Below are 24,915 nucleotides of genomic sequence, written 5' to 3' on the forward strand. Positions count from 1 at the left end.
AAACTTTTGACATGCCTGCTCATATAACGTACATTCGCCGGTTATCACATAGGCTATTATTTGCAAAGGCAGAGCCCACCATGATGACCACAGCATCACGACAACTTGATCTTCTTGTTCCACTGAACACGCCTCGGATCAAAGTTGCGCAACCGCGCACGTCGGAGCCCCATCATATCCGTAAAAAGGCGCTTCTTCTTTGGGAATCCCAGTTATCACATTTTATATCATGTTCTGATCTTGCTGAGCACGTTGCAGCGACACTACAAATAGACTCTTCGATACTGCTCGTCTGGCAAACCTTGTATGACTGGCCGACACCGAAGCAAGACAATCTCAACCGCACCTCCTCCCTTCCAGTAGATGATGAATACGACCCCTGCGATCACGCTGACGACCCGTTGGAACGCTTCTACGATGAGTTGCGTCAAACCGGGTATCGCCGCTACATTAGCAACTATATTCGCAACGCCGGCTATCTATCTCCTGGTGAAACCGACTTGGGGTTAGTTCAGCGCCTCCTTGATCGTCACCCAGTATCGCTTGATGCTGTGGGTCAGATTCTTTGCCAGGAGTCCCCCTACTTTGCGAAGTACGCTCGTGCAAAGGGCATTCAAGAGCCTGCACATTCAAAGCTGAACCATCCCATTAACCAGCTCGTCCTCAGAGATCCTCACCTTGCGACCGTTGCCGTAAGGCATGCGCAGCGCCTGTACCGCGAACGGCTCGTTCCCATCAGAGTGATCGCTCAACGAATGAACCTTGAGTGGACCGATCTATGGCTGCTGGGCGTAAGGTATGGTTGCTGGGAGCTGCCAGAGCCCAGGCGCATGGACGAGCTGTATACGCTCATTGTTCAGAAGAGGGTATAGCGGCACGATATCTCAACGCATATACAAATTGATAAGCCGGCAGCGCCGGCTTTTTTTGTTCAAATTTGAACGGTTTTTTTGCATTTAACGGGGAGAGGGTGTGGAGCTTGGTGGGGTGGTCGGGGCTGGTGGTACCGGCCAGCGCCTCGGGGGGGGGTCGTGCGGGCCTTTGGCCCTTGCAGCGGCCTTCGGCCTTTCTTCACGGTCAGGCAGAGCCTGACCGCTCAGTATCGGCTCAGCCAAGCGCTTCGCCTTGATCTATTGTGCCTTGAGCCATGGATCCAGAAACTGTCTCATTGTCCGCATTGTTGGCTCGGACCCGGTGACAAGGGAGCTACTCAATTGTTCAACCGTCTGGAAGATCCTCGTCGCCTGCGCGGACTCCAAACTCAATCCATTGGCCGTCGACGCCATGGCGTGGCGGGCATCCGACAAGCAAGCATCAATCTGGCGGCTGGCGCCACTAAGTTCATAGCACGCCTTCAATGACGCAACCCAGCCCTTCGTTGACTCGGAAAGCTCGTGAATAGCAGCTTCAGTGGGCAAGTCACTCAGGTGCTCCTGTGTGGGCGATTTATCGGTCTTCTGGACGACCTCAGAGACGGTGATACTGCCCTCCCCTCCCCTACCCTCTAAACTGTCACTTCCGATAAAGGCTGACCCGAAAAGCCCAGACGCAAAGGCCAGTCCAGCAGTGAGCAAATACCTGGTGTTCTGTTTCATCAGTCAATCCTCTGTTCAAATTTGAACGGTGACCCTTAGGCCACCATCCAGTCTTGGAAGTTGTCGTTGTTTGAGACCGCGATAGAGCCAGCTTTCAGCCAGTCCGCAATGCCCCCGGCAACGGACATAAACTTGCTCCAGATAACCCCTTGACCCATGATCTGATGCGCAACACCCTTCGCAACGCCTAGCTTCTGTACCCACTCAGTTGGAATTTGCTTAACCCGAGCATGTTCGTTGTTTGAAAGCAGCCGAGTCTTACCGGTCTCCTTCTGCAGGATGTGGCAGTCGGTGCTGCGTCTCTTGTCGTAGCCGCGGGTGATGGTGCCGATGTACTGCGAAGCCTCGGTGAACAGCTGGCGTTTGAATGAATTCCCCTTCTTCGCATCTTCCTGCTCTTTTGCAACAAGGTAAGCGTGGTCGTGCCAGTCAGGTGAGTCGAAGGCCACATCATCCAGAAGCTCGCCCAGCGCATCCGCCTTCTTGTGGAATACAGGTAACTGTTCAAATTTGAACTCTCCCATCATGTCGCCCAGCTCTTCGCTGTATGCGACCACAACCATACGTTCGCGTCGTTCAAAGGCACCAAAGTCGTTTCCGTTGAGTACCGCCTCGCTGATGCGATAGCCCCAAGTTTTTAGAAGGTTGCGAATCACGGCCATCGATGCTGTTTTCAGGTATTGCTTAACGCACTCCAGAACGATCACTGCAGGATTAGTTGCCTGAATCCACTGCATCAAATAGAAGAACATCGCACCAGCATCTTCATGGCTCTCTGCGTACTCGTTTCCGCAGCGAGCCATGCCGCTAACGCTGGCGCCGGTACACGGGATTCCTGCGTGTAGCAAATCCAGCTGCGGCACCTTGCCGATCATCACGTCCTGAATGGGCGCGTTGATGATCAGTGATTCAGAATCGAACAGATTGGCGTTGGCTCTCAGGCTGGCGTCGACGTACCGGCCGTCAACCTCAACAACCAAGCCGAGTCTTGACCGGATTCCACGGGCTGCTAGGCCTTCGTGAATTGATCTGGCCATGACTCCGCCGCCGTGGAAAATGCAGCCCACATCGAGCTTTTGCTTTAGTTGGAGTTTGCCTAGAATGCGTTGCACACGGCTTTTGTTACGGAACGCCTGTGCCATCCGTTTGATGATGATGCGGCCCTTGCGCATGATGGCGATGATCTTCTCGCCGGGCTGGAAGAACTTGGCAACTTCGTCGCTTTTGCAGTCAAGAATTGGTTCTTTGGTAGCCTTTCGACCGGAGACCTTTGTTGGGCCATCAGGTGTTACGAACAGGTGCAGAGCACCTTTCTTCATCGTGCCTGTGTATTGCTGACCCATCTCAAACCCTGCACGTTGCAAGCGAGGGCCTTGCAGCCAGATCCGGTTCTTGCCTCGGTGAACCATAATGTGGGTAGCTACTACTGTGGTCATATTTGATTCCTCGCGTTGGCGTTTGCCTTGTTATCGCCGGCCGGGGCCAGCTCAATTCATGTGATCATTATAGGTCTTACCGCCCTACCGCGCAAGCCCTAATGTTCAAATTTGAACGCCACCTTATTACTTCCGTTGTTGCAGGGCATAAAATTTTGCTTGCCTGTAAAGGTCTATGTGACCTAGACTTGATTTCGTGATACGGTTTCGCCAACGCGAAGCCCTGGTGTTTCAACCAAACTGAGGATGACCAAAATGGCCACAGAACAGACTGTCGCTCGTACCATATACAAAGAAGCTCGTGAAAGTTTGCCCGACCTGTCGGATCGTGTATACGCTCGGATAATCGGCTGTGGAAGCCTGAAGCTTGAAGCTAATATTCGGAAGAAGTTGGCTGATCCGCATATGCCGTCTGCTCGTGCGGTTTCTCAGGCCGAAGTGCTGGCGCCCCAGTTACTCGTGCTGCTGGACCGTGAGGGGTTCGACTTGAGCGCCATGGAGTTCGATGAGGATGGCCGGCTAATCAAGGCGCCCAAGAAAGCGGGCAAGAGTAGGTAAGGCTATTCGTTCAAATTTGAACGTTTGCTTTTGCGCGATTCAGAGCGTTTGTGCTCAAGGATTTCTGTTACAAGGGAAATGTTGGTCACTGGAAAAAGTGGAAGAGGGCGGCCGTCGATAGTGTCCACCCGCAAGAACCCGTAATCGAAAAGTTGTCCTACTGGGTGAACTACTGCATTGACGTTGATTATATCGGCGTAGTCCACGCTAGTCGGAAGCCGTTTCTTGATAATGCCGCTCTCCCACAAGAGGCCTGACTCCGTCAGTGTGAGGCGGGTGCGATGAATCCAGAGCATTGTTTTCAGCGCTTCATAAACGCCGAACCCGATGATAGTCAATGTGATGGCTGACAGCAGGCTTTCATGCTGGCCTTTAAATCCTGCGGCAAGCCCTATCTCCAGAAGGGCCCATGCCATGCCGAACAGAAATATCGCGGGAGCGCCGGCAATCCAGTGGGGCTTCGTACTAAAGGGCAGCCTGATCGTGTGTCGCTTCATTGCAGTTTCTCGTTGTTCAAATTTGAACATTTATCGTAACCCACGATAAGTGCCAGTTTTCCGCTCTGACACACTTCCTGTAGGTCTCCGTCTCAGTCCCTGGGTGATATCGCCTTGTCTATTGCCATGGAATTCGCCAATTCATCAAAGTCCGACGCCGCGTAGATCGCTGTTGTGTTGATGTTTGCGTGGCGCCCCAAAAGCCGTGTCAGGTTCAGGTTCTTATGCGCAGCAAAGTGATTCTTTAGAGCTGTGTGACGCAGCCAGTGTGTTGACGCCTCTCGCAATCTGCTCGCATCGTGCGCGCCGTCGGGTTGCTGCTCCAGCCAATCTGCTGCTTGTCGAAATAACGTTTTTGTCGCGCTATAAAGGCCGCTCCGAGATATCGAAAGGTAAGGGGCATGATACTTTGCGAGATCCGCATACCTGTTCAAATTTGAACGGGGAAGTCGGGCAATATTCGGTACCAGGGGAATATCCCGTTCATTTGGAGTGGGGTAGGGCGGTAGATTGATGCTCTCCCTGAAGTCCTTGAGGGCTTCAATCACGGGATCAGGGACCGGTAGTAGCGCCTCAACGCCGCCCTTACCTGTCATCGACCAGCCCCACTTGATGTCGCTTTTTGAGTCGACCCGGATAAAGCAGGACATGTCGTGCTCCAGAAAGTCGGCGCTTCTGGGTCCAAGGAATACGGCGAGCATCATGATCCAGCGCATGCGCGCCCGGGCAATGGGATTCTTCTTCTCCGCTACAACGTGGGCGATCGCATCAAGGTGTCGATCGGTCAGCGCCTTGATCTCACCGGTATGCTTCCGGCCTATGTTCACTTTTGGCTTCGGCATGGGGTTCGCCGCAAGCCAACCTGTGGAGTGAAGCCACGACATCATTCCGTAGATGATCGTGAGGCATCCGTGCTGGCTTCGCTTGTTCAGCGGCTGCTTAACGAACGGACGCCAGCCGGGATCGTCCTTTGGCAGCCTTCGTGGCGAAACCCATCTTTCGGAGGGTTGGGGATTCTCCAGGAATCTCGCAAATAGGAGAAAATCCTCGCGGTTAAGCATGCTGATCGCTTTGCCCTGGTCCGCACACCATAGAAGGAAGCGCTCAGCCTCCAGGCGATAGCGGGAGGCAGTATGCATGGATCCGCGCGCCTTTTCGGCAAGCCATATTGCAACTGCTTCTGCGTCCGTTTTTGCGGATAACGTTGTTACCCCGGTGCGGAGGTAGCCTTTGGCAACCGGTAGCCGTGGAAACTCGCCGGGCGTTCCCCAGGGCAATTCCTCATCGTCCACCAATCCTGACGTTTTGCTAGGGGAGGGGAGGGCGCTTCTGTACGTGGTCATCAGTTCAGCAGTCCTCTATTAGAGCTCGAATCTGCTTTGCGAGCTCATTTCCATGTTCATTTAGATACCAGCGCTTTACCCGGTGGTCGCTCGGATCCAGCTCAAAGTAGCACACATCGACGCCGGCCTTACCTGGTCGGGCGCGAGCGGTTAGATTCGCAAGGTTACGACCAACTCGGGACTTCCCAAGCCCGGTGACAGTCATTACTTGCGAGGCGGTTGCCCCAGGGTTGTCCATTAAATATAGAAAGGCCATAACTGTCCCAATTGGGATGTCTTCTTCCAGTGTACTCATTAATCGCAATGCCTTCAGGATCTGTCCCGCTTTCATTCGTCAATTCCATCATCGGTATCATTTGATACTGCATGCGTGCAGCTCTTGGCACTCCGTTTGGTGGCTCAATGCGCAGAAATATCGTGCATAGGCGCCTCGCAAACTACTCGATCGACCAACTTCTATGGTTCTGTTTTACCTGACTTTTCCCCTTCTTTCTGGTGACTGCTCGCAGCCGCATTTTATCTTGCCGTACCGGTACTCTCCATAATTAATATTATGATGATGTTGATAGCATTTCATACTATGTAGTACGTAATACGATATGATACTATACTGGAAAGAGTTGCGGAATTGCTGGGGGTGCCATGCTTTGCGTTATGCCGGAGAACCAACAAGGTATTGATTGGGTTGTAGGCGATATTCATGGTCACCTATCGGAGCTGATGGCCGCCCTGGATTCATCGGGTTTCAACGCCCAGCGTGACCGCTTATTTTCAGTTGGCGATCTAATCGACCGCGGGCCTGACAGTCATGGCGTTCTTGATCTTCTGTTTGTTCCCGAGGGTCAGCGTCAGTGGTTCTTTCCTGTGCGGGGCAATCACGAGCAGCTGATGATCGATGCGATTGATGGTGATGTAGCCGATCGCCTCAACTGGATCAGAAATGGTGGTCAGTGGGGTTTGGATATTGATCCCGGGGATCTCCAGATGATCGTAGAGGATAAGCTGCGTCACCTGCCGCTGGCTATTGAGGTTCCATGTTCCGATCGTACGGTTGGAATTGTTCACGCTGATGTTTCAAGCGGAGTTTGGGGGCGATTCAGTCCAGTGAACGATCTCTGGAGTCGTTCCAGGTTCGGCGGCGCCCGTGCGCGGGGGCCGCGGGTGGAGGGCGTTGATGTCGTAGTGGTGGGGCATTGTGTTCTTGATTCGGTTACATGCCACCAGAATGTTGTAGGTATTGATACTGGCGTTTATCGTCCTGATGGACGCCTTACTTTGATGCGACTGTCTGATGTCGTATCGGTCATCTGCGGGCCTTAGGCCTTAGTTTGAGGGGTTCATCATGAGAAAGAGTGTTATCGCTACGGTGTTTTTGTTCACCGCAATTACGGTCCTCAGTGGGCCTGTCGCTGCGGCGTTGCCGACCGTCGCTGAGATTAACGCGAAGTACGATATGGATATCGAGTCGTTAACGCCGGCCGAGCAGGTGGCATTCTGCGATAACCTTCAGGTCATTGCTGACGAGCTTGATGCTGCAGCGCCCATGCAGCTTGATGAGGCGACGGTTCTTCAAGGTGGTGACATCCGGTTCACGGGAGGCACATGCATATTGGGCATTAATTATGAGGTGGATGAGGCGAAACTATTCGAGCTGCTTCAGCAGTCCGTCTCTAGTCGGGCAGGCCAGGATGTTCCGCTTGAATTTGTCCAGGCACTGTATACCGAAGTTCAGGGTGTCGGCGCGCTCCGGCAGGCGCTTCAGCATAACATTCTCAGTGACCCTACCTTCGCGGACTTTATCGCTATTCCTTTCATGGCGGTAGAGGGTCGCTATCGTTTCAACGGCGAGCATCTTGAAGACTTCACAGTGGTATTGAGTCGGGAGCTTCTTGAGGAATGATCAAGGTTAAGTGTGGCTTTGTGGTACTGGCGCTAATCGCATGGATCGTGGGTGGCCCTAGCCTGGTGTTCGCGTCCTCCCCTGAGGTAAAACTGAGTAGTAGCTCAATCTGTCATGATAGAGAGAGCCCCTGGTACGATCGAACTCAACGATATACGAGCTTTAGTGATCTGGAGTCCTGTCTGGCCGCTGGTGGCCGGTTGCCAAAAAGTGCTGCGTTGACTCTGAGTCATGGAGACTCAACGTATACCGCTGCAGCGATTCCTCGTTACGATAGAAGGTACTTCGGTGCTGGTTGGAGCGATGTTGACGGGGACTGTCAGGACAGCCGCGCTGAAGCCCTCGTCGAAACCTCTACAACCCCCGTTCAGTTCGCTTCTGGCAAGCGATGTCGCGTTGTCCGTGGTAGGTGGGTTAGCCCATTCACCGGAAGGGTTATTCAGAATGCAGGCGATATAGATATCGACCACGTGGTTCCACTCTCCTGGGCATGGCGACGTGGCGCCTGGCAGTGGTCTGATGAGGCGCGAGAACAATTTGCGAATGATCGCGTAAACCTTTGGCCGGTTGAGTCATCACTGAATCGGAGTAAGTCAGACCAGCCCCCGTCAGAATGGTTGCCTCCGAGTGGTCAGTGTCAGTATGTGGCTCGATTTGCGCGGGTCAGCAAAGTCTATGGTCTCAAACCGACGGTAAGCGAAGCGTCGTTTCTCAAGCAGTTTCTCGGCCGATGTCAGGCGAACAACCACTAGATTAGGAGGGTGATGGCATGGCAGGTCGAAACCCAAGTGTCAGCTACGCAGAGTTCCGAAGGGTATTTATCCGGTTGGTAGGTACTAAAGCTGCAGCAACGTACGATGATTTGCATCGTGAGCTGGGAGGTACATGCTCCCGCGGTACCATTAAGAAGTATCGGGATCGCTGCCTTGATGAGTTTCGGGCCAATGGAATGAATGTTCTTTCCGAGTCGCTCCCGAAAGAACTGGTACCACTGGTCGATGAGCTATGGGCTCTTGCCTTGCATAAGGGCGGTGAAGCTTGGAGTGAAGAGCGAGCTCAAGTTGAAGGCCAATTGAGTGAGCTAAAAAATCGCTTGACCATAGAGGCTGAAGAGCGGCAAGAGCTCGTCTCTATTCTGGATCAGCGTGATCGCCAAATTGAATCGTTACAGAGCCAGGTGATCAATCAGGAGGGCCGGCTAAAAGATCAGTTGAAGTTGGCAGAACAACTTGAAGCACAAATCCGGCAACTTGGTCAGCAGATCGAACGTGATCGCTCTGAGTATGCGAAAGCGTTGTCAGAACAGCAAAGCCAATTTGATCATGAGCGGGCAGAGTGGGGCAGGGAGAGAGAGCATCTGAAGACCGAGGTTTCGTCGGCCTTGAAGCGAGAAGAATCAGAGCACGCCCGGAATCAGAAACAGGTTGACCACTGGATTCTTCAGGTCGATCAAGAGCGTACTCGCTGCGCGCAAGTTGAGGAAGAAAGGCGACGCGACCGCAAGCGATTTGATGAGGAGTTGTTGCTTGCTCGCAAGCGCGAAGAAGCAATGAGCGTCAAATTGGGATCCTATGAGAGTAAAATTGAATCCTTGGAAAGTCGTCGCGAGACTCTTGCTCAAAAGCTGGAGGATGAGCAACAACGATGGCTCGCTGATAGCAAAGTGCTTGAGCAGGAGAGAGACAGCCTTCGACTGCGTTTAGTGGAAGCTGAAACGCGAATAACGATTCAAGAACAACAAATTCACGACTTAACCGATGCGTTGGCTGATGAGTCTCCAGGCAAAGATTTGGAAGAATAGCTTTTATCGTGGAATCACGAACCATTGATTAAGGCTTTGACTGTGCCCATTCCCTTCCGGCTTTTGGCCAGCAAAGTGTTGTGGTAAGAGCGATCACCGTTGAGTTGATCCTGGCGATCCCGGGAAATGTTAAGCCAGAACCCTTCTGGTTTGCGAACCAAGACAAAAATATAACCAAACATTCTTGCGGTATTCTGGTGAGCTTTCCGGTCAAACTTTTGCTCTTTGGGCATGTGTCGCTTCATTAGTTCGATGAAATGCTTTTCAAAGCCTTCATAGGTTCGTGTAGCCCACAATTCGTTATGAAGAGCGCTGAGGTAGTTTGTGTAGCGTCTCTCTTCCTGATCAAGAATGCGTTGATTTGTTCGGCCAATGCGATGATTGCAGAAGTTATACAGAGTTTGAGCAAGTCCGCTGCTTTCACGCATGATCTCGTTATGTGCCGCGAACACGGCCCTGGATTCCTTGTCCAGAAGACGGTTGAACAGGTAATCATCAATTGAAATTTGCCAGAAGCGAACACGTCGTAGTTCGCTTTCTGAGAAAGGGTCGATTACGTCCTCGTCACTCATATTGCTCTCGTCTTCGGGCGCAAATAAGTCTTTTATGCTCGTGCCTCGAACAGAGTTATTCTCAGCAAACTCCTGCTCATACTGAGATTTTAAGTCAGTGATAAACCTGAAATTCTGTTTACGGTCTGACAGCCCGAACTTCATCATCAGCTCGTGGATTTTATCGGTGTCCTGATCACGTATGGCAATACGAAAGTTCGTTTCATAGAGGCGTTGCAGCGCTCGGTTGATCAGAGCACGAGTTGAGCCACTGTTTGGTTGGGCATACCCCATTTTCTTCGCAAGTTTTACTACATCAAATACCCAGCGGTTTTTGATGTGGGTGCGAACGTAGTCTTCGATCTCGGATTCAGGAATATCGGCCAGGCCTTGCCGGCTAACGGTGCCGTTGTTTCCGTCGATCTCAACTGCTTCAAGAAGTGAAGGTTGGCCCGAGAACAGTGACTTCTCCAGATCCATGCGTGCACCTTTGATCTGGTCTTCGATGTAACCGGCGATTTCACTAACGATGGCGCGTATGACACGTTGATCGGGGAGAGCTGCAATCTGAGAGCTGCGTCCTGTCTGTGTAGTGGATTGAACGATAATCCGAGTGCCGTTATGAGTAATTTCGTTCTGGATAATATTGCCTTCAATGTGCTCGGCAGTATTAAAGCGCATGGCGCGATCAAGAATGCCGGTAAAGAAATTCTCAGATTGGGGTTTAGATGCTTCCAGGGCCTTGAGGTATTGGGCATCACTTTCTTGCAAATAGCTGATGATTTTTTTGCTGTTGGTTCGGGCGCGCCTGGTGATTCGTCGCCCCTGGATGCGTTGTTCCAGCTCTTCTTCAATCGCCGATTTGAAGTTCGATTTGTGTACCGGAGCCATGGTGAACTTTAGTCGAGGCTGGCCGCCTTTCATGGTTTCAATCGACGCTACGTTGAATAGACCATATTCTGCGAATTTCTTGGCCTTGTTGATCACCGTAACGCGAGTAGCAGGTAAGTCGTGGTTCTGTAGCGCTGTTTGGATCTCGGAAAGAGAGACGATAGCAAAGCCCATTTGGTCAACAGGGCTGTTTGATGCGACGCTGAGTAGCACTGACAAAGTTTGGCGGTCAGCCGCTCGAAGGTAGTCTTGGGAATCGAGGTATTGTTCAACTTCGTCACTGTTTTTGATGACGGAGAAGGGGATCTCAAAGAAACTCTGATTAGGTCCGTTGTGTTCCTTGCTCATATTCCTGGTGCCCAGAGCCCTGGTTCGTGTTTTCGTTGTGACGAACTCTGGCATTGGTTTTTCAGGATGTCAATACGCTTACCTTGGTTTTTTGTAGGACGCTGAATCTTTCATTGGTTTTTTGGTGTGTGTGGTCATCTTTCCTTGTATCTGGGTGTATATGGTGGCCGGGTGAAATTTTATCCACAGCAATTAAATCTCTATATACTCTTTCTAATCTAAAGCTCTACTAATTACGTGCTTCATTCGTTGTCTTGTTTTCTTTTTTATTTCAAACGGTTAAAAAATTGCTGAGCAAGGTAAGAAACCATCTATTGCAAGGTAAGAACCAACCAGAGGCATTGTAAAAACCAATAGGAAAACCATTGTAAGCAAGGTAAAAACCACTTTTTTGCAAGGTAAAACCATCTTCCAGAGTTATCCACAAGTTGAGCAAGGTAAAAACCAACCACGGGCATTGTAAAAACCATTCGAGGGCTCCAACTGCTCAGTATTTGCTCGTTTTTGGATGCTTTTTGGGTGCTGAGCAATGTAAAAACCATTTGTCAGCAATGTAAAAACCATCCCCGATCTGCTGAGGCAATGTAAAAACCATGTTTCGTTGCATGGATCTCGGCTCTAGGTGATCTGTTTAGGCCTGGGCCTTCCTGGAGCAACGTAAGAACCATGTTCCTCACATGAATTTCTGTGAACCCTTGTGGGTGGCTGTTTTTTTCGGCTTTCAGGCAATGTAAGAACCATGTTGAGCTGGTACGGTCTCTTCCGGGGCAATGTAAGAACCATGTTGTCGCTCTTACTGGTGAGTTTGAGGCAATGTAAGAACCATCATCACTGGTGGGGGCTTTAGTCCAGGCTTATGGCACCCCAGATTATCAAATTATATTCAATGCTTTCTCCTTTTTAGGCCTGCTTTTGACCCTCAAATGGTTTTCCGTGATGCTTTCTGGGCTTTCATTGGTTTTTTCGCTGGTGGTCTTTTCTTTCCTTGCTCAATCTGTCCACGCAAATGGTTTTTTGTGCACCATTGTTTTCTTACCTTGCTCTGAGCCCTTGGTCTGACTGTGTCTGTGGCGGGTGAAGGTGGTGTGATTCATTATTGATCGTGAATTGTTTCAATCAAGGTAAGAACCATGTTTTGTGTTGATCTTTCTTTGTTTGGGCAAAATATAACCGTGTTTATCGCATAGGGTATTATTATTAAAACGTACACAATAATGTCTCGATCAATCTGATCGTTTTGGAGTGGTATATGGTTTTTCCGGGGGGTGTTATTTCTTACATTGCTTATGGTGTATCTAGGTCGTCTTTGCAACTACATGATTGCGAACTGAAAGTCAGGCTTCAGATCGATAGAGCAACGTAAAAACCAATTCTGGGGCTTATGGATTAGTGTTCCCCGTGATTGTTACAATTTGTGCCTGTTGTTATCGCATCATATACATTATCAAATGGTATATGGCCATTTTGGTCGCTTTTTATTGGCTGTTCGCGGCCGGCAATGGTTTTTCTGTCGGCACGATAGCCTTACATTGGTTTTTGGGGCACCATTTTTTTCTTACATTGGATGTCAGGTCTGTGTGTTAACCCCCTGAAATGGTTTTCTTTGTGGGTGTTTTTTCTTTCCTTGCTTGAGCTGGCTCCAAGTTCTCCGGATGATCAGGCAGCCGCCTGCTGACGTGCAGCGCGGTTATCATTTTGACATACAGTTTCTTAACCCCGTTGATCCGAAGGTCTTAATGCCCTATTATGGTTTCATCGCTGGTATCCACCGGCAGCAGGCCAATGCCACTAAGAGGATTTCTCATGTTCACTGCTCAAGATCCAAACACGTCATCATCGATCGTTATCCCTGTCAGGGTTGCTGGATGGAGGGGTGGCGTAACGCTCGTAATACCCCGGGTGACCGATTGATGCCTCGCTGGCCTGCCTGGCACTCAGGTTCAGTTTTGGATGCGTTGACCTTTCGTGGCCTTGATGGGGATACCTGTAGGTTACAGAGATGCTTGTTTTGGCCAAGAAGGTGGTATCTGTCGTGATACTCTTTCTGCAGAGTCTTGTAGCCCGGAGTTTGTAATGAACCGATTCACTGTTTCCGTCGCCACTTTGCTGTTGTCATCCTCATGTGTCATGGCTCAGATTCCCTACTCTGATGAGGACTTTGCTCGAGCCTATGCGGATTCGATGTGCCAAAGTTACCAGGTTATGGTTCGCGATCTGTCTGGATTAAGTGGCCAGAATACTGTGCCTAAAGGTGTAGTGCGCGAAACCTTCAAGGAGTTCCCGGATCTTGAGCTTCGCAATCTGTTAACAAAAACCGTTGACCTCATTATTCAGTCTCCGTCTCGCGGAGATCGGTATCTGAAGGGTGGTCAGTTTCTCTCGGATTGTCAGGATGTAGCCCTGCGAGCCTATGAAAGGGCAAATTCAAAAGCCCCGGGTCGGAATCCGTCAGTTCCATCTTTTGAGGCTGCCGCTCCGCTCCGAGATTCAGCTGCGAAGTCGGATCAATCTCCAGCCAGCTCTTTGCGGCAACGTCGATAGTTTTATTTTTGGAGTGATTAATTTATGAAGAAAACCTTGTCGATTGGCCGGAGGCCTACAAAAGAGCGACAACATCGTGACGATCAAAGGCTTGCGGGCGCTTTAGAGCCATACCTTGCAGGTTTGTTTGAACTGCAGCCCGGCCGGGATGGTGAGTTGCCGGCCGTGAGAAAGAAATCAAAAGACCCGACGCATAATCCAGACCAGCTGGACGTTGTCCTTATGCGTCGAAATCCAATGCCGCTGGAGAACGAATACGATGTGGCAATCACGGAGCCAAATGGTGCAGCTTTGGCCCAATGGATTGCCGCTGGCATCGGCCGCATGTTCCCGGAGCAATACCGTGCTATTGCGGAAATTGATGCTTGCCATGTGGCGGCCCAAGAGGCGCAATCTGCGAATCGTCGAGCTGACAAACTGAGAAAACGCTACTACAGGCAGCGTGAGGAAGCTGAAATCGCTGCTCACGAGCCTGGAGAGACCGCATATCAAAGGGATCGCCTTGCGCAGATCGCAGAAACAACTCGGGCAGAAATGGAGATCGCTAACGCTATCGAAGCGGCTGACCGATACTTCAGGCTCGATCAGCTTGATCGTACTGGGGTGTGCAGTACCACCGAGGGGCGCCGGAAGCTTTACCAACTGAAGATTCTGTCCGTCTGGGATACGGTATACAGCGATCAGCGGGTAGAGGGCATGCTGCCGGCAAAAGCTGGTGCTCAACTCAGAACCATAGGTAATGTCGATTCCGCCGAGCTTGTGGAGATAGTCCGGCGTTTTGCGAGCTCGGATTGTTCGACACTCCCACATGTCAATATCTGGTTGCGGGATCTCGCTCAGGCCTTCCTGAAACTTTAATTAGCCGCGATGAGCTAGTATTCCTGGTTAATCCGTAAGTGTGTTCAGCCCCAATTATCGCGTGTTTCGACTGGTATCATTTTTATCAGTTCATACAAGCGTCCAATTGGGGAAGTCATGATGCCGAACAGGCGATTACCGCTATACCTTGCCATCGTCACTGCCACAGCCGTTTCAGGCTGTGGTGGTAGTTCTGAAGAAGCCAAAAACCTCGAATCAACCACGCCTCCTGTCGAGCCAAGGGTTTTTCTGAGTGGAGATATGTCCCTCGATGAGAGTCTGGTTGCTGACAATGCCCAGGGCGTGTATGGCTACCAACCGACAACAGTTTTAGGTGATCCTGAAGTTGTCGGTAGTGGAGTTGCCCTAATTAGCACAACGGGACGCATGATCGTTGCAACTGAGGATGTTGTGGCGTTTTCTCGGGTTGAGCATAACGGTGCGTCCTTCACTGGTGATCTGGTACACGTTGATTTTACAAAACCGGACGGAGTCAGTCAGTTCTCTATTTTTGGCAAGCGCGATCAAGAGAGTGGTGCAGACCCGTTGACAAATTTGGTGGGTACCATTGAAAACGAAGATGGCGGCCTTGAGCAGACCTATCGCCTGGTTAAGCAATCTGAGCCAGCCCCCATCGCCAGCATTGCTGATATTGCGACGACCTATCGTTTTACCGATGAAGCAGGCATCGTGACTGTGCTTACTATTGATGACCAAGGAGGGTTGTCAGGAACGGATACGACGGGATGCACATATTCCGGCCAAGTCTATGCTCCCGATTCTGAAAGCCACCTCATTGAGGCAGCTTACACTGCGTCGAACTGTGGGAGCACTACCTCTGTAACCGGGCAACAGCGCGACGGTAGCTATAACGCTCTGGGATATTTTGATGCTGAGCTGTATACGCTCGCATTGTTTGGCGCCAGTGAAGACGTGGTACATCGCTTCGCTGGCGAAGACATCAATGCACCAGAGCCGGAACCGGAACCGGAACCGGAGCCCGACATTGATGCGGACCAATTCGTATCCTCCGACTTTACTGTAGAAAGCTCGGTTGTAGCTCGATTGAGTGTGGGCGTTTTTGGCTATGAAGATCTTCCAATTGAAGTAACCGGTGGATCGGAACCGCTCGAAACTGGCAAGGCATTTGTAAGCTCTACCGGCCGAGTATTCGCTGCAACACCAAAACGTCGGTTCTTTTCCCGTGGTGTCGTCAATGAAACCAACACTTTCATTGACGATGTTACCCAGACTCAGGTTTCCATCGACACCCAGATTGATCCGGTTTCAGTCATTAGAATGATTCCAGGGGATGATTCGGGTACCCCGGTTCTTTTCGGTAGCCTGGAAGATGCCGAAGGCAATTTGCGGGTTCGGTACAAGCTATCTCCGGATGAAACGGCTTCGCTGCCGGATGGGGGTCTGCTTGAGTTCAGCGCTTTGTCTGGCACTTATGTTGAAACAGCTGCGGGTGGCATCAATACGGAGTTCACGATTGATTCCGAAGGTGCGCTGACTGGTAGCGATACGACAGGTTGTGTATTCCTGGGTCAAGCGCATATCCCAGATCCTGCCATAAACCTCATTGAAGCACGATTTGATGCAGCCAATTGCGGGGCGAGTCCCGAGGCCAGCGCAGCAGAGCGAAATCAAACATTCAACGCTATCGGTACAGTGTCCAGTGGAACGCTCACTTTGTTCATGGCTGGCGAGACTGATCTTACAGCTGAATTTGAAGGTGCGTTGTCCGGTATCTAATTGCCGGACATTCCATAATTGATAACGGAGTCAACCATATGAAAATGCTCAAAACTTCTATTCTTTCAGTTCTCGCCGTGTCTGCGATGGGTGCATCCGGGCTGGCTGCTGCCCAGGGCTACACGTTTGTTAACGATCGCTCATCCGGAAGCGTTTACGTGGGTGCTGAAGCCGGGTGGGCGGATATCGGGCTCGACACAACAACTCAGACAACGGTAAACAGTGTTCAGGTCGTCGAAACTGAAGAAAGTAATCAAATGAGTGGTTTCGGCTACCGCGTCTACGGAGGCTATCGGTTCAATATCAATCGTGGTTTCGTGGCCTTCGAGGGCGCCATTGGCCAGGACAATGCAGAGTACATGGCTGAATCGAATATCAGTAAGCGAACCGTCGAATCAGACTTGGGTTACGGTGGCGCGATCCTGTTCGGGCATGAACTTTCTCAAGTGAACAGTAGTGTCGAGATCTACGGTCTGGTTGGTTACCAATACCTGGATATCGAAGTTCTCGATCAGAATGCCGGCGGGGCAAAGCGCTCCGAGGAAACCTTGGCTGGCCCATCCGTTGGCGTTGGTCTACAAGCCGGTCTTGCAGATAACCTGTCTATCCGCTTCCAGTATTCCAGAACATTCTTTGACGAAGAAACCTTTGATGGCGTAGATCAGGATTTTGATCTTGAGCCTGCAGCCAACCGATTTGCGATCGGATTAATTGGTCGTTTCTAGCGGACCATGATCAGCTAAGGTCAGAAGCCCTCGAAAGAGGGCTTTTTTATGGATTGCCGCGTGTTCATCAATTCAGGCACATCCATCATTCATTCCAAGGTGTTACTGCTTCTGGGCGGACTCTTTATACACAGCAATTTCACGTTCCAGGTTGGAATAGAAGCCTAGAATCTCATCGTCTGAAACTGGCTTGTCTAGTGCCGACTGGGCGCGCTTGTTCGAAATCTGCAGTCGCTTCTCCGCGAAAACGTGCCGCAATACACTTGGAGGAAAATCCTTTCCTTCGTTCTCGTTCATGTGAACGCGCAGCTTCTTGAATATCTCTGGTGATGGGGGGTTGTTGAGCTTCTGCTGAATATCCTTCTCGCGAATCTCATACAATTTGCCCCACGAACGGATGCCCATTTCCCAGGCCGCTGAAAACGTCCGATCTTCTGTAATCCAGATTCGAGTCGCACTCCCTTTCTTGTTAATGTGAAAATAACATTGATCGTGATGGCATCGATTACCCCGGCCGATCCCAATCGTCATACCGTGAAAGCCGAGTCCGCGCAGGGGCTTTGTTGTTGGTGCATTTGTTGAAATGAAATCAATGTACTGACAAGCTGCGCTGCGTGCTAACCAACGTGCTTCGTAATACCGAGCACGGGTATGTTGATAGTGGTGCCAGATATCAAAAGGAACATTGTTGGGGTGCTTCAATGTGAACCATTTTTGATAATGCTTGCCGCGGATAGCAACCACAACGCGATAGCCGTAAAAGCCTGAGGATAAATCCCCTTTTTCATACAGAATAATTGCCATAACTTACTGGTGCCTGCTGTTCCACATGATGCATGACTGTGATGAGCTTGCGTGGCAATATCGAGTCCTGCTGTCCGTGCCAGAAGCACGTAAAGACCTTTGTTCTTTGAGCGGGTGAAGCGATGTGCATTTGTCTATGCATCGTCGCTTTATCCCCAGTCTAACGTATTTCGGGGAGTCGTGCGGGCCTTTGGCCCTTGCGGCGGCCTTCGGCCTTCCTTCACGGTCAGGCAGAGCCCTGACCGCTCAGCATCGACTCAGCCATAGGCTTCGTCTCAGGAGTATGCCACAAGCATTGCGTTAGCTACTGGTTCCCGGCTCTAGCAACGCAGAGAGAGCGATGCGGGCCTTGGTTACCTCGGATGCAGGGTGGCGCCCCGTTGCATCAATGCGCCTGTTGTGCAGCAGCATCTCGTAGTCTGCGAGAACGTCCAGCACGAGATGGAGATTACAGGTGTTGGGGTCAGTCAATACATCGGTTAGGGCCGTGGCGATGGCTGAAGCCAATTCCGCTTTACTCTCAGCCTGGATGCGGCTCGCAAGCAGGTCTGCCAAGGCTACATTATAATGTGGTGTGGGCATGGGGGTCACCGATTGGAATTTGAGTGGAGTAGAGCAGGGCCAGGGTGGCCCTGCAGCGGACGGGTTGCTGGCGATCAGGCAACCTGGGCCGGCTCACCGGTCAGTTCCTCAAGCATAATGGCCAGCTGGGGGCGGTATCCCTTTTTGATTAAGTATAAAACCTGGTGGTAGATCCCCTGGTTGTTGATCGACGACGCACGTTTGTCGTTGGCTTCCACCTCATAGATCAGATCGTCCAGACTCTCCTGCACGGATTCGCGATCGGTGGCTTCTTCGAGTTGCTGAGTTAACTGGTGAACAAGGCTCGACGCATCTTTGCCAGACACTTCGTCGGCGGCAGTCAGAAACGTAGCGGCCAGTTCCCGAAGAACCGCTTCCTCTGCAGGGATGCGTAGGAAGCCTGTGGACACGCTGCCTTTGCTATTGATGGCTGCCAGCTCAATCGCCTTGGTGTGCTCGCGGGAGTCAAAGTCATAGGTTTCCACCAGGTCGACTGACAGGCCGGTGGTCGTAATCAGTCCATTGCGTAATTCGCTTTTGGGATGAAAAACAGGGAAGAATACGGAACGGTTGTTCATAGAGTTTTCCTCACGTTGGCGGTTGCCTTGGTATCGCTGGCGGGTGCCAGCTCAATGTAGTATTAATTATAGGGCTATGAGACCTGCTTTGCAAGAGCGAGGAACGAAGTATTTGTGGCTATAATGCGCCCGACAGATCTGTGTTGAGCGCACTATAAACTGCTACCATGCTGCAGCGTCCGTAGGCGGACGTTCTACCGTCTAGTTCGTTTAAACGGAGGAGGTTTCCTTTGGTTGTTTCTCCCGTTGCAGGGCTTCTTTTGCCAATGCCACCCACTCGGGTTTTGCACTCTCTGGGATTTTTCCGCGCGCAAACGTTTTCCGGAGTCGTTGGTCGATCTCGCAATATTTCGCGATCTTCGTCAGACCTTTGTAGAGCGACGCTGAACGTTGCGCGGATGCCGCTTGGTGCTTCTCTCGAATCTCATTCATGCTGACGCCGCTGACCACATCAATGAAGATTTCGAGGTGCTTGATGTCCCAGGCTTTCAGTCGATCGGCGTAACTGGTGTCGGTCAACTGGGAACGAATCGACTCGCAAATACGGTGCTTACTCCAGCCGCGAGTGTTGAGTTCGTTGGCTGCTGCGATCAGTTTTTGGAGCGAAGCTGCGTCATCCACTTGCTGCTCAATGTGAGGGGCAAGGGGTTCTGCATCAGTGAGGCAAGTACCTCCTTTCCAAACTTCGTAATGAAAGTCTTCAAGGCACTTTACGGCGACTTTGTCATGAAAAGCGTCGAGAGCTTCGTCTTCGAGGCTCTCTGTCGGAGTGTCATCACTCACAAATACCGAAATCGCCTCCCAGGCTAGTTCGCGATCGTTTGGATTCAGGTTCTTTGTTGGAACTTGTGGGATGAGCTTTACGATCAGATCCGTCATTCCTAGTTTCCTCATTCGTGTTCGTCGTCGGCTTGCTCGCGCTGGACCTGTACCCAGTCCCAGTACCCAAGCCGCGTGTCATCGTTGGCCACTTCCTGCTGCCAGTCAGCTACAGGGAATTGCGGATCGCTACCCCAGAAGTTGTCACCCAATTCAGGGTGCTGATCAAAGTCAGTTGCTTTCATGGTTCACCTCTACGTTTGTAAGGGGGCGTGGCCAGCAGCGTCAACGCAGCCGCTGGCCTGGTATTCATTTTTTCGGGGCGACCTCGTAGGTCATCTGGAAGCCTTTGTGGCAGAAGCCGGTTTGGTTGGTAATCGCATCGCTGACAGCGTCTTCAATGTCGCTTTCATCTGGTGGGGCGTTGTCGCCGGCTACCTGAACTTCGACGGTCATGGCGTCGTCCAGATCGGCAGTGTCTTCGGGGTTGTCAGCGTCCCATTTGATGCTGGTGACTGTTGCCTTGATCAGAACGCTGTATTGATCTTCGGTGTCTACCGGTTCACCTGGGTCGAACCCCTCAGCATCGATAACTCTTGTGAGCTGGTATTCATCACACCAGACAGCTCCGCACTCGTTGCAGTTAACGCCCTGGTGTGCAAGGTTTCCATTAATCTCGACGCTGTCACCGACGATGTCGGTGCTCTGGCATGCGGGACATTTTCCATAGTTGTCACGGACGTATGTTTGCTCGCGGGTAAGCGGCTCCTGATTAAGAGTATTGAGCAGGGATTCGGCGCTGACAAAAGCTTCGTTCTCAGCGTCCATAAAAGTACAAGCCAGTACCAATTCGGAAATTTGGTCTGGGGTCAGGGGCACAAGAATGGGAGTCATGGCTGACATTGTCGTTTCCTCGCGTTGGCGGTTGCCTTGTTATCGCTGGCGGTGGCCAGCTCGATTTACGGTTTAAGTATAGGTCTATACGACCTATTGTGTCAACTATGAATCATGGTTCGCGAAGACAGTTTGTTGATTGGCTCCAGATCGCTGACGGCGAGAATCTGGAGCTGCTCATCAACCTTGGCTCTGATAAGGATGATCTGCCGGCTCGTAGTCAGGGTGTGCCTGCCGCCAGGTTTCGTAAGAATTTGCTAGTAGCTCAGCCTTGGCAATGTCTCGTTCTGTGGAATCCGGATTGCCTTGTACTTTTTCCAGGTGGCGCTGCGCTTTGGCACATGCTTTTTCGATCACCGCAAGGTCATAGTTTTCAGCGAATCGCAGAGCAGGGGGGTGTCTCAGTGAGCAATCCCTGAATAGGGACAGATCAACTGGGCGCTGAAGGGAGCTGGCGGTAACAATTTCTCGAAGCTCGCGAAATGCATCTGGATATCGATCAGCCCGGTTAAACTGTTTGAGATATCCCAGCCGCTGTTCCGCCAGCTCGACCGGCAGATCAATGGATATCGGTAACTTGGTGTCTTCGGTGATTCCCCCTAGCGTCGGACGGGCGCCGTGCGCTGCGTGCTGAACCATGCTGTTGAGGATGTTTTGATATTGGCGAAGGTATGCCGGCCCTATGTTAAAGCCCTCTCTACGTGCATCTGTCGGAGCCAGAATGCCTTTGCAGTGTTCACCCTCATACCAGTGCCCGCGAACAGCAAAATAACCAGAGAAATCATCTGGGTCGCGTTCTCCGTTTGTTAAAATGTCGACCTCACTTTGCGGGGCAGGGGTGACCGCAATGATCTCAATGTCATCCATTCGCGGGCCAAAATAATCTTTGGCTGCTTGTAGCTGCAACGTGTCCAGTCGAACGTTGTTCACGTAGTCGCCATAGGTCTTTCCGGTTTTTATGAGCTCCCTTGAGTATGCCTGCCCCCAATCGAGAACCGCCTGTAATTTTTGGGGATCGCGATACACTTCAGGGAGTGCCTCGGCGGCCTTAAAGATGCCGGATATAACGGCTGATGCGGATTCTGGTGTTAGGCCGCTGACCAGGAGATTTTCAGCGATGGATGCCTCATTATTAAATGTGGTCGAAATTGCTTTCCAGATGATTGACCCGTCCACTTCTTTTGCAAAGTTTGACGGCGTTGTGGCCATTTGATGAAGGTTGCTCGTCACATTGCTGGCCACGTCATAGAAAATCAGGTTCACTCCGGCGTTAACGTGGGCCCAGTGTTGTCTGCGAACGCCAAGGAACTTCGAGAGCAAGTTGGTACGCATAGCTTCAGCATAAAAGTCGTCCCGTTCCTTGGAGTCCCAGGTCACCAGTTTTCGGTCTTCCTGAAAGCTGTTTACGACATTTCGCGTTCGATTCAACTGTAGCTGAGCTATTTCAAGAACTGGATTGCTCTGGTAGGAGGGGTCAATATAAAGCGCAACACCCAGATTGGGCGTGAGATTTACCGTTTCCCCGATCAGCTGTTCCGGCCGGACAAATACGCTGCGGTGGAGTTCCTTATACATGCCGTGGTTCCTGTTATGCCATGCCAGGGCTGGCAGGGTTGCTCATAAAAGGCTCTGCACTTTCTGTCCAGTCAGCCGTGTTCACGGTATTAATTATCTCTTTTGTAGCATTGTTGGAGAGGCCCGCCTGGAGCACCTTGAGATTCACGGCCGCACGGATTTGTTGATCATTAAGGCATGTGAATACATAAGGGTTAAGGTGGATAGCTTTGTACTCTCCTTTGTCGCCGGCCTCGGCAGGCATGATCAGGTCACCGGAAAAGTCGAGCTCATCATATATGTCGTTCAGTTCTTCCGGATGGGTGTGACTTCCATGCAGGGCACCCACGAGCCCTTCCTTGATGCGAATGATTTGATCTGGATTGCCTGTTCGGAAGCGGTCACCCTGGGTCTTCTGTGCATGCGCAAGGATTTCAACGGCTGACCGTTGAGAGAGTTCCGCTCGCTCTGGGGCGTCCAGCCAATGTCCAACGCGAACCATTTTCCCTGCCGCTGTAGGTGCAACGACGCTCATGCCTGGTACGCCGGTTGTTCGTTTGCCAATAGAGCCTAGCCCAAGTGTGTTCATCAGCTCACTGACGGTAGGGGTGAGCTCAGCTTGGAAGATACCTTTTCGCGCAGCAAGAATATCTGCCTTGCTCGATGCACCCTGAGCTGTCGCTTTTGCAATCATCACATCGAGTGAGCCATCGCTGTTTTGGCTCAAAATCAACTCCGCATGTGGGCCATTCTCTTGGATCAGGTTTCCTAGATTTGGGTCAACAGCAAATTGCAGCTGTTTGCTTTCAAAGTTGTCGCCACCGGATGCCACCAGGGCAAGTTTCGCCAGTTCGAGGGCTTGTGGCTGATTTGGCCTGGTACATTTCGCCGCCTCAATGATTCGCCCTTGCAACTCGATTAAGCGATTCACGCCAGACGTGTCAGCCGTGGTACCCGCGTTGACAAGGTCTTCCTGGAGCAAAACAATTTCGTTGGCCAGCTGATCAGGTTTGGCCTTATACGGGAGATTCTTTGCTATCCGACTGATGGCATCCTTCAAGGCCTCTGGATCTCGCACGTATGGCGCAGCATCCATAACACCGATGGTTCGATTGGGCGCGGTTACGACGAGAAAGTTATCCACGTCGGGGTGTAATCGGTATACGATTTCGGGGCCGGTGACCCCTCGCATAACCGCAATATGATTGCCGGCGCCACCAATAAGCTCGGTGGGACAAAATTCAAACTGTTGCCCGTTGTGGTCATCCAGATAATGGACCACAACATCACCTCGGTTAGCGCCAAGGCCGCCAGCAAGAGTTTGCTGTTGATAGGCGTCGAGTACCGTTTGAAGCGGACATTGTTCCCGAAGAATGTACTGGCGGTCGGGTAGGTCAACTTTGAGGCCGTTATTGATGGCCCCTTGCCAGTAATCCGGCGTCAAAATGCCCTCGACAAGTGGCAGCTCCCATCGATTCTCTCGCATACCGTTGATCATCACCTGCAAGATTCGGGTCTCGGGATCAGAGATTGTGGAAAGTGAGTCCTTTCCGTTTTGGGCCATCCAGAGCATGCAGTATTCACGCGCCAGGGTGATTGCGTCCGCCTCAGATAGTGTTGGCGGGGCTTCACTGTGGGGCGGAAACTGACTATCAATGTAGGTCTCAAACTGAACGATGCGCGCTTCATCCAGGCCCTTGGACACCATTGCGTGAAAGCTGTCCAGGTCGTCAGGATGGGCTTCTCTGGCTGCTTTACCCCAGCGTTTCAATGCATCGCGACCGTATTTGCTATCCATAAACCCAACGACAGAGAGCTGATGGGTGTCAGCCAAGGCTGTTCGTCTCACATTATCCATGAGGCTGCTGTGCAACCGGTGGCACCGCTTGATGCCACCGGGGTGCTTGATGGCGTGCGCCAGCAGTCGATCGAGTTGACGCGTTAGCCGGTATCGCGTTTCCCAAGGCTCGTCGAGCTGAAGTAAGCGGTTTTCAAGATCATCTGCTGTTCTGATTGCGATTTCCGCAGTAGCTGGCGGTACCGGAAGGTTAAGGCCTCTGATTATTTCCTGACTTATACCGATCTGGGCCAGCAGGGTTACCTGGTCAATCTCAGATACGTGAGTTTCCATCACACGGCGTACATGGTCCTGTAGATTTTTCACATTGACAGTCATGGCTGTTCCTTAAAGTGCTGGGCCGGCGCTGTTGGCTAACTCGGTTAAGCGCATTTCGGTGTCGTTGTCGTGCAATAACATCAGGAATGCATACTCAGCAGAGCGTGCACTGATAAATGGTCGAGCTTCGTGATCTTCCATGAGCTCTACCAGAGTGCTGTCGCCGTTGATCAAGTTCTGAATCTCGGTACTGGACAGGTGTTCCTCAATAAACTCCATGACCAGCTGTTTGACCTCGTAGGCGCGCTCTTGATTATTGATACAGGGGCTCCCAAACTCATCGGCCCAGGCAGCGAAATAGTCACCGTTATATAGGTGTTCAGCTTTGATTGCTGGCGGGTAAGAGGTGCCCTGATACGGGCAGGGTAGGCTGTAGGGCAACCGCGTATAGCTCTCTGAACCGGTAAATTGGTCATCGCGAATCACTTTTACGTGCTCAAACGCTGCTTCCTGATCGCAACCCTCAATCTCCGCTATGTATTCCGGCACATTTATTTCGTAGGGAATCAGGATCGGGTGACCTTGCTCGTTAAAGGCGCGATCTACTGAAAGAAGTCCATATCCGGTGAGGTGCCCGGTAATCCGCACTTCGTTTGGCAAAAACAGATGAACCCGGCAGTCCTTCATAGGATTCGGCGCCGCTTCCGGAGCCGGTATGCTTTTCCGCGATTTTGCGCACAACCAGGAGACGGTACCCATGTATATA

23 protein-coding genes are annotated in these 24,915 nt (G+C 51.4%); 9 read left to right on the forward strand and 14 right to left on the reverse strand.

The features are described 5' to 3' along the window. The first annotated feature begins 80 nt into the window (after positions 1-80). Positions 81-872, forward strand: a complete 792-nt coding sequence (locus tag ACSSVV_RS07645) for a hypothetical protein (RefSeq protein WP_454105880.1) — start codon at positions 81-83, stop codon at positions 870-872. 258 nt (positions 873-1,130) lie between these two features. Here ACSSVV_RS07645 and ACSSVV_RS07650 read toward each other — a convergent pair whose 3' ends face one another. After that, the gene (locus ACSSVV_RS07650; protein ID WP_454105882.1) at positions 1,131-1,595 is read right to left on the reverse strand and encodes a hypothetical protein; all 465 of its coding nucleotides are present in this window, start codon (positions 1,593-1,595) and stop codon (positions 1,131-1,133) included. A 35-nt stretch (positions 1,596-1,630) separates the two neighbouring features. Then, positions 1,631-3,031 (reverse strand): DNA cytosine methyltransferase, encoded by a 1,401-nt coding sequence (locus ACSSVV_RS07655; RefSeq protein WP_454105884.1) that lies wholly within the window; start codon positions 3,029-3,031, stop codon positions 1,631-1,633. Positions 3,032-3,286: 255 nt separating this feature from the next. On the opposite strand from ACSSVV_RS07655, the gene ACSSVV_RS07660 reads away from it, so the two are divergent. After that, positions 3,287-3,589, forward strand: coding sequence for a hypothetical protein (locus ACSSVV_RS07660; protein WP_454105885.1), 303 nt, complete (start codon positions 3,287-3,289; stop codon positions 3,587-3,589). Between the two features lie 2 nt (positions 3,590-3,591). Here the strand turns inward: ACSSVV_RS07660 and ACSSVV_RS07665 are convergent, their stop codons facing one another. Both ACSSVV_RS07665 and ACSSVV_RS07670 read right to left on the reverse strand, forming a co-directional pair. After that, on the reverse strand, positions 3,592-4,116 hold the full coding sequence (locus ACSSVV_RS07665) for a PH domain-containing protein (RefSeq protein WP_454105887.1): 525 nt from the start codon (positions 4,114-4,116) through the stop codon (positions 3,592-3,594). A 62-nt stretch (positions 4,117-4,178) separates the two neighbouring features. Continuing rightward, positions 4,179-5,429 (reverse strand): tyrosine-type recombinase/integrase, encoded by a 1,251-nt coding sequence (locus ACSSVV_RS07670; RefSeq protein ID WP_454105889.1) that lies wholly within the window; start codon positions 5,427-5,429, stop codon positions 4,179-4,181. Between the two features lie 654 nt (positions 5,430-6,083). Between ACSSVV_RS07670 and ACSSVV_RS07675 the strand changes: the two genes are divergently transcribed. Genes ACSSVV_RS07675 through ACSSVV_RS07690 form a run of 4 tightly spaced genes read left to right on the forward strand, consistent with a single transcriptional unit; the run spans position 6,084 to position 9,130 of the window. Continuing rightward, positions 6,084-6,749 (forward strand): metallophosphoesterase, encoded by a 666-nt coding sequence (locus tag ACSSVV_RS07675; RefSeq protein ID WP_454105891.1) that lies wholly within the window; start codon positions 6,084-6,086, stop codon positions 6,747-6,749. Between the two features lie 22 nt (positions 6,750-6,771). Then, positions 6,772-7,329, forward strand: coding sequence for a hypothetical protein (locus ACSSVV_RS07680; RefSeq protein WP_454105892.1), 558 nt, complete (start codon positions 6,772-6,774; stop codon positions 7,327-7,329). Next, positions 7,326-8,081 (forward strand): HNH endonuclease family protein, encoded by a 756-nt coding sequence (locus ACSSVV_RS07685; RefSeq protein WP_454105893.1) that lies wholly within the window; start codon positions 7,326-7,328, stop codon positions 8,079-8,081. Before ACSSVV_RS07680 ends, ACSSVV_RS07685 begins: the two co-directional genes overlap by 4 nt. A 17-nt stretch (positions 8,082-8,098) precedes the next feature. After that, complete coding sequence (locus ACSSVV_RS07690; protein ID WP_454105894.1) at positions 8,099-9,130, forward strand: hypothetical protein; 1,032 nt, start codon at positions 8,099-8,101, stop codon at positions 9,128-9,130. 14 nt (positions 9,131-9,144) lie between these two features. Here ACSSVV_RS07690 and ACSSVV_RS07695 read toward each other — a convergent pair whose 3' ends face one another. Then, on the reverse strand, positions 9,145-10,920 hold the full coding sequence (locus ACSSVV_RS07695; protein WP_454105895.1) for a hypothetical protein: 1,776 nt from the start codon (positions 10,918-10,920) through the stop codon (positions 9,145-9,147). Between the two features lie 2,565 nt (positions 10,921-13,485). Between ACSSVV_RS07695 and ACSSVV_RS07700 the strand changes: the two genes are divergently transcribed. From ACSSVV_RS07700 to ACSSVV_RS07710, 3 genes are all read left to right on the forward strand, one after another. Then, positions 13,486-14,319 carry a hypothetical protein gene (locus ACSSVV_RS07700; protein ID WP_454105897.1) on the forward strand — a complete coding sequence of 278 codons (834 nt, stop codon included), beginning with the start codon at positions 13,486-13,488 and terminating at the stop codon, positions 14,317-14,319. Between the two features lie 117 nt (positions 14,320-14,436). After that, the gene (locus ACSSVV_RS07705; RefSeq protein ID WP_454105898.1) at positions 14,437-16,077 is read left to right on the forward strand and encodes a hypothetical protein; all 1,641 of its coding nucleotides are present in this window, start codon (positions 14,437-14,439) and stop codon (positions 16,075-16,077) included. A 38-nt stretch (positions 16,078-16,115) separates the two neighbouring features. Continuing rightward, a complete protein-coding gene (locus ACSSVV_RS07710) occupies positions 16,116-16,802 on the forward strand; it encodes an outer membrane protein (protein WP_454105899.1) in 687 nt (228 codons plus the stop codon). A 102-nt stretch (positions 16,803-16,904) separates the two neighbouring features. Here the strand turns inward: ACSSVV_RS07710 and ACSSVV_RS07715 are convergent, their stop codons facing one another. The 9 genes from ACSSVV_RS07715 to ACSSVV_RS07755 form a co-directional block, all read right to left on the reverse strand. Continuing rightward, positions 16,905-17,606 (reverse strand): hypothetical protein, encoded by a 702-nt coding sequence (locus ACSSVV_RS07715; RefSeq protein ID WP_454105901.1) that lies wholly within the window; start codon positions 17,604-17,606, stop codon positions 16,905-16,907. 300 nt (positions 17,607-17,906) lie between these two features. Continuing rightward, positions 17,907-18,188 (reverse strand): hypothetical protein, encoded by a 282-nt coding sequence (locus ACSSVV_RS07720; protein WP_454105903.1) that lies wholly within the window; start codon positions 18,186-18,188, stop codon positions 17,907-17,909. A gap of 74 nt (positions 18,189-18,262) precedes the next feature. Beyond that, positions 18,263-18,766 carry a hypothetical protein gene (locus tag ACSSVV_RS07725; protein ID WP_454105904.1) on the reverse strand — a complete coding sequence of 168 codons (504 nt, stop codon included), beginning with the start codon at positions 18,764-18,766 and terminating at the stop codon, positions 18,263-18,265. Positions 18,767-18,976: 210 nt separating this feature from the next. After that, positions 18,977-19,645 (reverse strand): hypothetical protein, encoded by a 669-nt coding sequence (locus ACSSVV_RS07730; RefSeq protein ID WP_454105906.1) that lies wholly within the window; start codon positions 19,643-19,645, stop codon positions 18,977-18,979. 11 nt (positions 19,646-19,656) lie between these two features. Continuing rightward, on the reverse strand, positions 19,657-19,830 hold the full coding sequence (locus tag ACSSVV_RS07735) for a hypothetical protein (protein ID WP_454105908.1): 174 nt from the start codon (positions 19,828-19,830) through the stop codon (positions 19,657-19,659). 64 nt (positions 19,831-19,894) lie between these two features. Next, positions 19,895-20,488, reverse strand: a complete 594-nt coding sequence (locus tag ACSSVV_RS07740) for a hypothetical protein (protein ID WP_454105910.1) — start codon at positions 20,486-20,488, stop codon at positions 19,895-19,897. Positions 20,489-20,659: 171 nt separating this feature from the next. Continuing rightward, a complete protein-coding gene (locus ACSSVV_RS07745) occupies positions 20,660-22,054 on the reverse strand; it encodes a hypothetical protein (RefSeq protein ID WP_454105911.1) in 1,395 nt (464 codons plus the stop codon). Positions 22,055-22,067: 13 nt separating this feature from the next. After that, positions 22,068-24,209, reverse strand: a complete 2,142-nt coding sequence (locus ACSSVV_RS07750) for a hypothetical protein (RefSeq protein ID WP_454105912.1) — start codon at positions 24,207-24,209, stop codon at positions 22,068-22,070. 9 nt (positions 24,210-24,218) lie between these two features. Continuing rightward, complete coding sequence (locus ACSSVV_RS07755) at positions 24,219-24,908, reverse strand: hypothetical protein (RefSeq protein WP_454105913.1); 690 nt, start codon at positions 24,906-24,908, stop codon at positions 24,219-24,221. Between the last annotated feature and the right edge of the window lie 7 nt (positions 24,909-24,915).

The organism is Marinobacter sp. MBR-105 (genome assembly GCF_053628895.1).

Coding starts and splice junctions, on each gene's coding strand:
- ACSSVV_RS07645 (WP_454105880.1), top strand. CDS start 81: ATGATGACCACAGCATCACGACAACTTGATCTTCTTGTTCCACTGAAC.
- ACSSVV_RS07650 (WP_454105882.1), bottom strand. CDS start 1,595: ATGAAACAGAACACCAGGTATTTGCTCACTGCTGGACTGGCCTTTGCG.
- ACSSVV_RS07655 (WP_454105884.1), bottom strand. CDS start 3,031: ATGACCACAGTAGTAGCTACCCACATTATGGTTCACCGAGGCAAGAAC.
- ACSSVV_RS07660 (WP_454105885.1), top strand. CDS start 3,287: ATGGCCACAGAACAGACTGTCGCTCGTACCATATACAAAGAAGCTCGT.
- ACSSVV_RS07665 (WP_454105887.1), bottom strand. CDS start 4,116: ATGTTCAAATTTGAACAACGAGAAACTGCAATGAAGCGACACACGATC.
- ACSSVV_RS07670 (WP_454105889.1), bottom strand. CDS start 5,429: ATGACCACGTACAGAAGCGCCCTCCCCTCCCCTAGCAAAACGTCAGGA.
- ACSSVV_RS07675 (WP_454105891.1), top strand. CDS start 6,084: ATGCCGGAGAACCAACAAGGTATTGATTGGGTTGTAGGCGATATTCAT.
- ACSSVV_RS07680 (WP_454105892.1), top strand. CDS start 6,772: ATGAGAAAGAGTGTTATCGCTACGGTGTTTTTGTTCACCGCAATTACG.
- ACSSVV_RS07685 (WP_454105893.1), top strand. CDS start 7,326: ATGATCAAGGTTAAGTGTGGCTTTGTGGTACTGGCGCTAATCGCATGG.
- ACSSVV_RS07690 (WP_454105894.1), top strand. CDS start 8,099: ATGGCAGGTCGAAACCCAAGTGTCAGCTACGCAGAGTTCCGAAGGGTA.
- ACSSVV_RS07695 (WP_454105895.1), bottom strand. CDS start 10,920: ATGAGCAAGGAACACAACGGACCTAATCAGAGTTTCTTTGAGATCCCC.
- ACSSVV_RS07700 (WP_454105897.1), top strand. CDS start 13,486: ATGAAGAAAACCTTGTCGATTGGCCGGAGGCCTACAAAAGAGCGACAA.
- ACSSVV_RS07705 (WP_454105898.1), top strand. CDS start 14,437: ATGATGCCGAACAGGCGATTACCGCTATACCTTGCCATCGTCACTGCC.
- ACSSVV_RS07710 (WP_454105899.1), top strand. CDS start 16,116: ATGAAAATGCTCAAAACTTCTATTCTTTCAGTTCTCGCCGTGTCTGCG.
- ACSSVV_RS07715 (WP_454105901.1), bottom strand. CDS start 17,606: ATGGCAATTATTCTGTATGAAAAAGGGGATTTATCCTCAGGCTTTTAC.
- ACSSVV_RS07720 (WP_454105903.1), bottom strand. CDS start 18,188: ATGCCCACACCACATTATAATGTAGCCTTGGCAGACCTGCTTGCGAGC.
- ACSSVV_RS07725 (WP_454105904.1), bottom strand. CDS start 18,766: ATGAACAACCGTTCCGTATTCTTCCCTGTTTTTCATCCCAAAAGCGAA.
- ACSSVV_RS07730 (WP_454105906.1), bottom strand. CDS start 19,645: ATGACGGATCTGATCGTAAAGCTCATCCCACAAGTTCCAACAAAGAAC.
- ACSSVV_RS07735 (WP_454105908.1), bottom strand. CDS start 19,830: ATGAAAGCAACTGACTTTGATCAGCACCCTGAATTGGGTGACAACTTC.
- ACSSVV_RS07740 (WP_454105910.1), bottom strand. CDS start 20,488: ATGTCAGCCATGACTCCCATTCTTGTGCCCCTGACCCCAGACCAAATT.
- ACSSVV_RS07745 (WP_454105911.1), bottom strand. CDS start 22,054: ATGTATAAGGAACTCCACCGCAGCGTATTTGTCCGGCCGGAACAGCTG.
- ACSSVV_RS07750 (WP_454105912.1), bottom strand. CDS start 24,209: ATGACTGTCAATGTGAAAAATCTACAGGACCATGTACGCCGTGTGATG.
- ACSSVV_RS07755 (WP_454105913.1), bottom strand. CDS start 24,908: ATGGGTACCGTCTCCTGGTTGTGCGCAAAATCGCGGAAAAGCATACCG.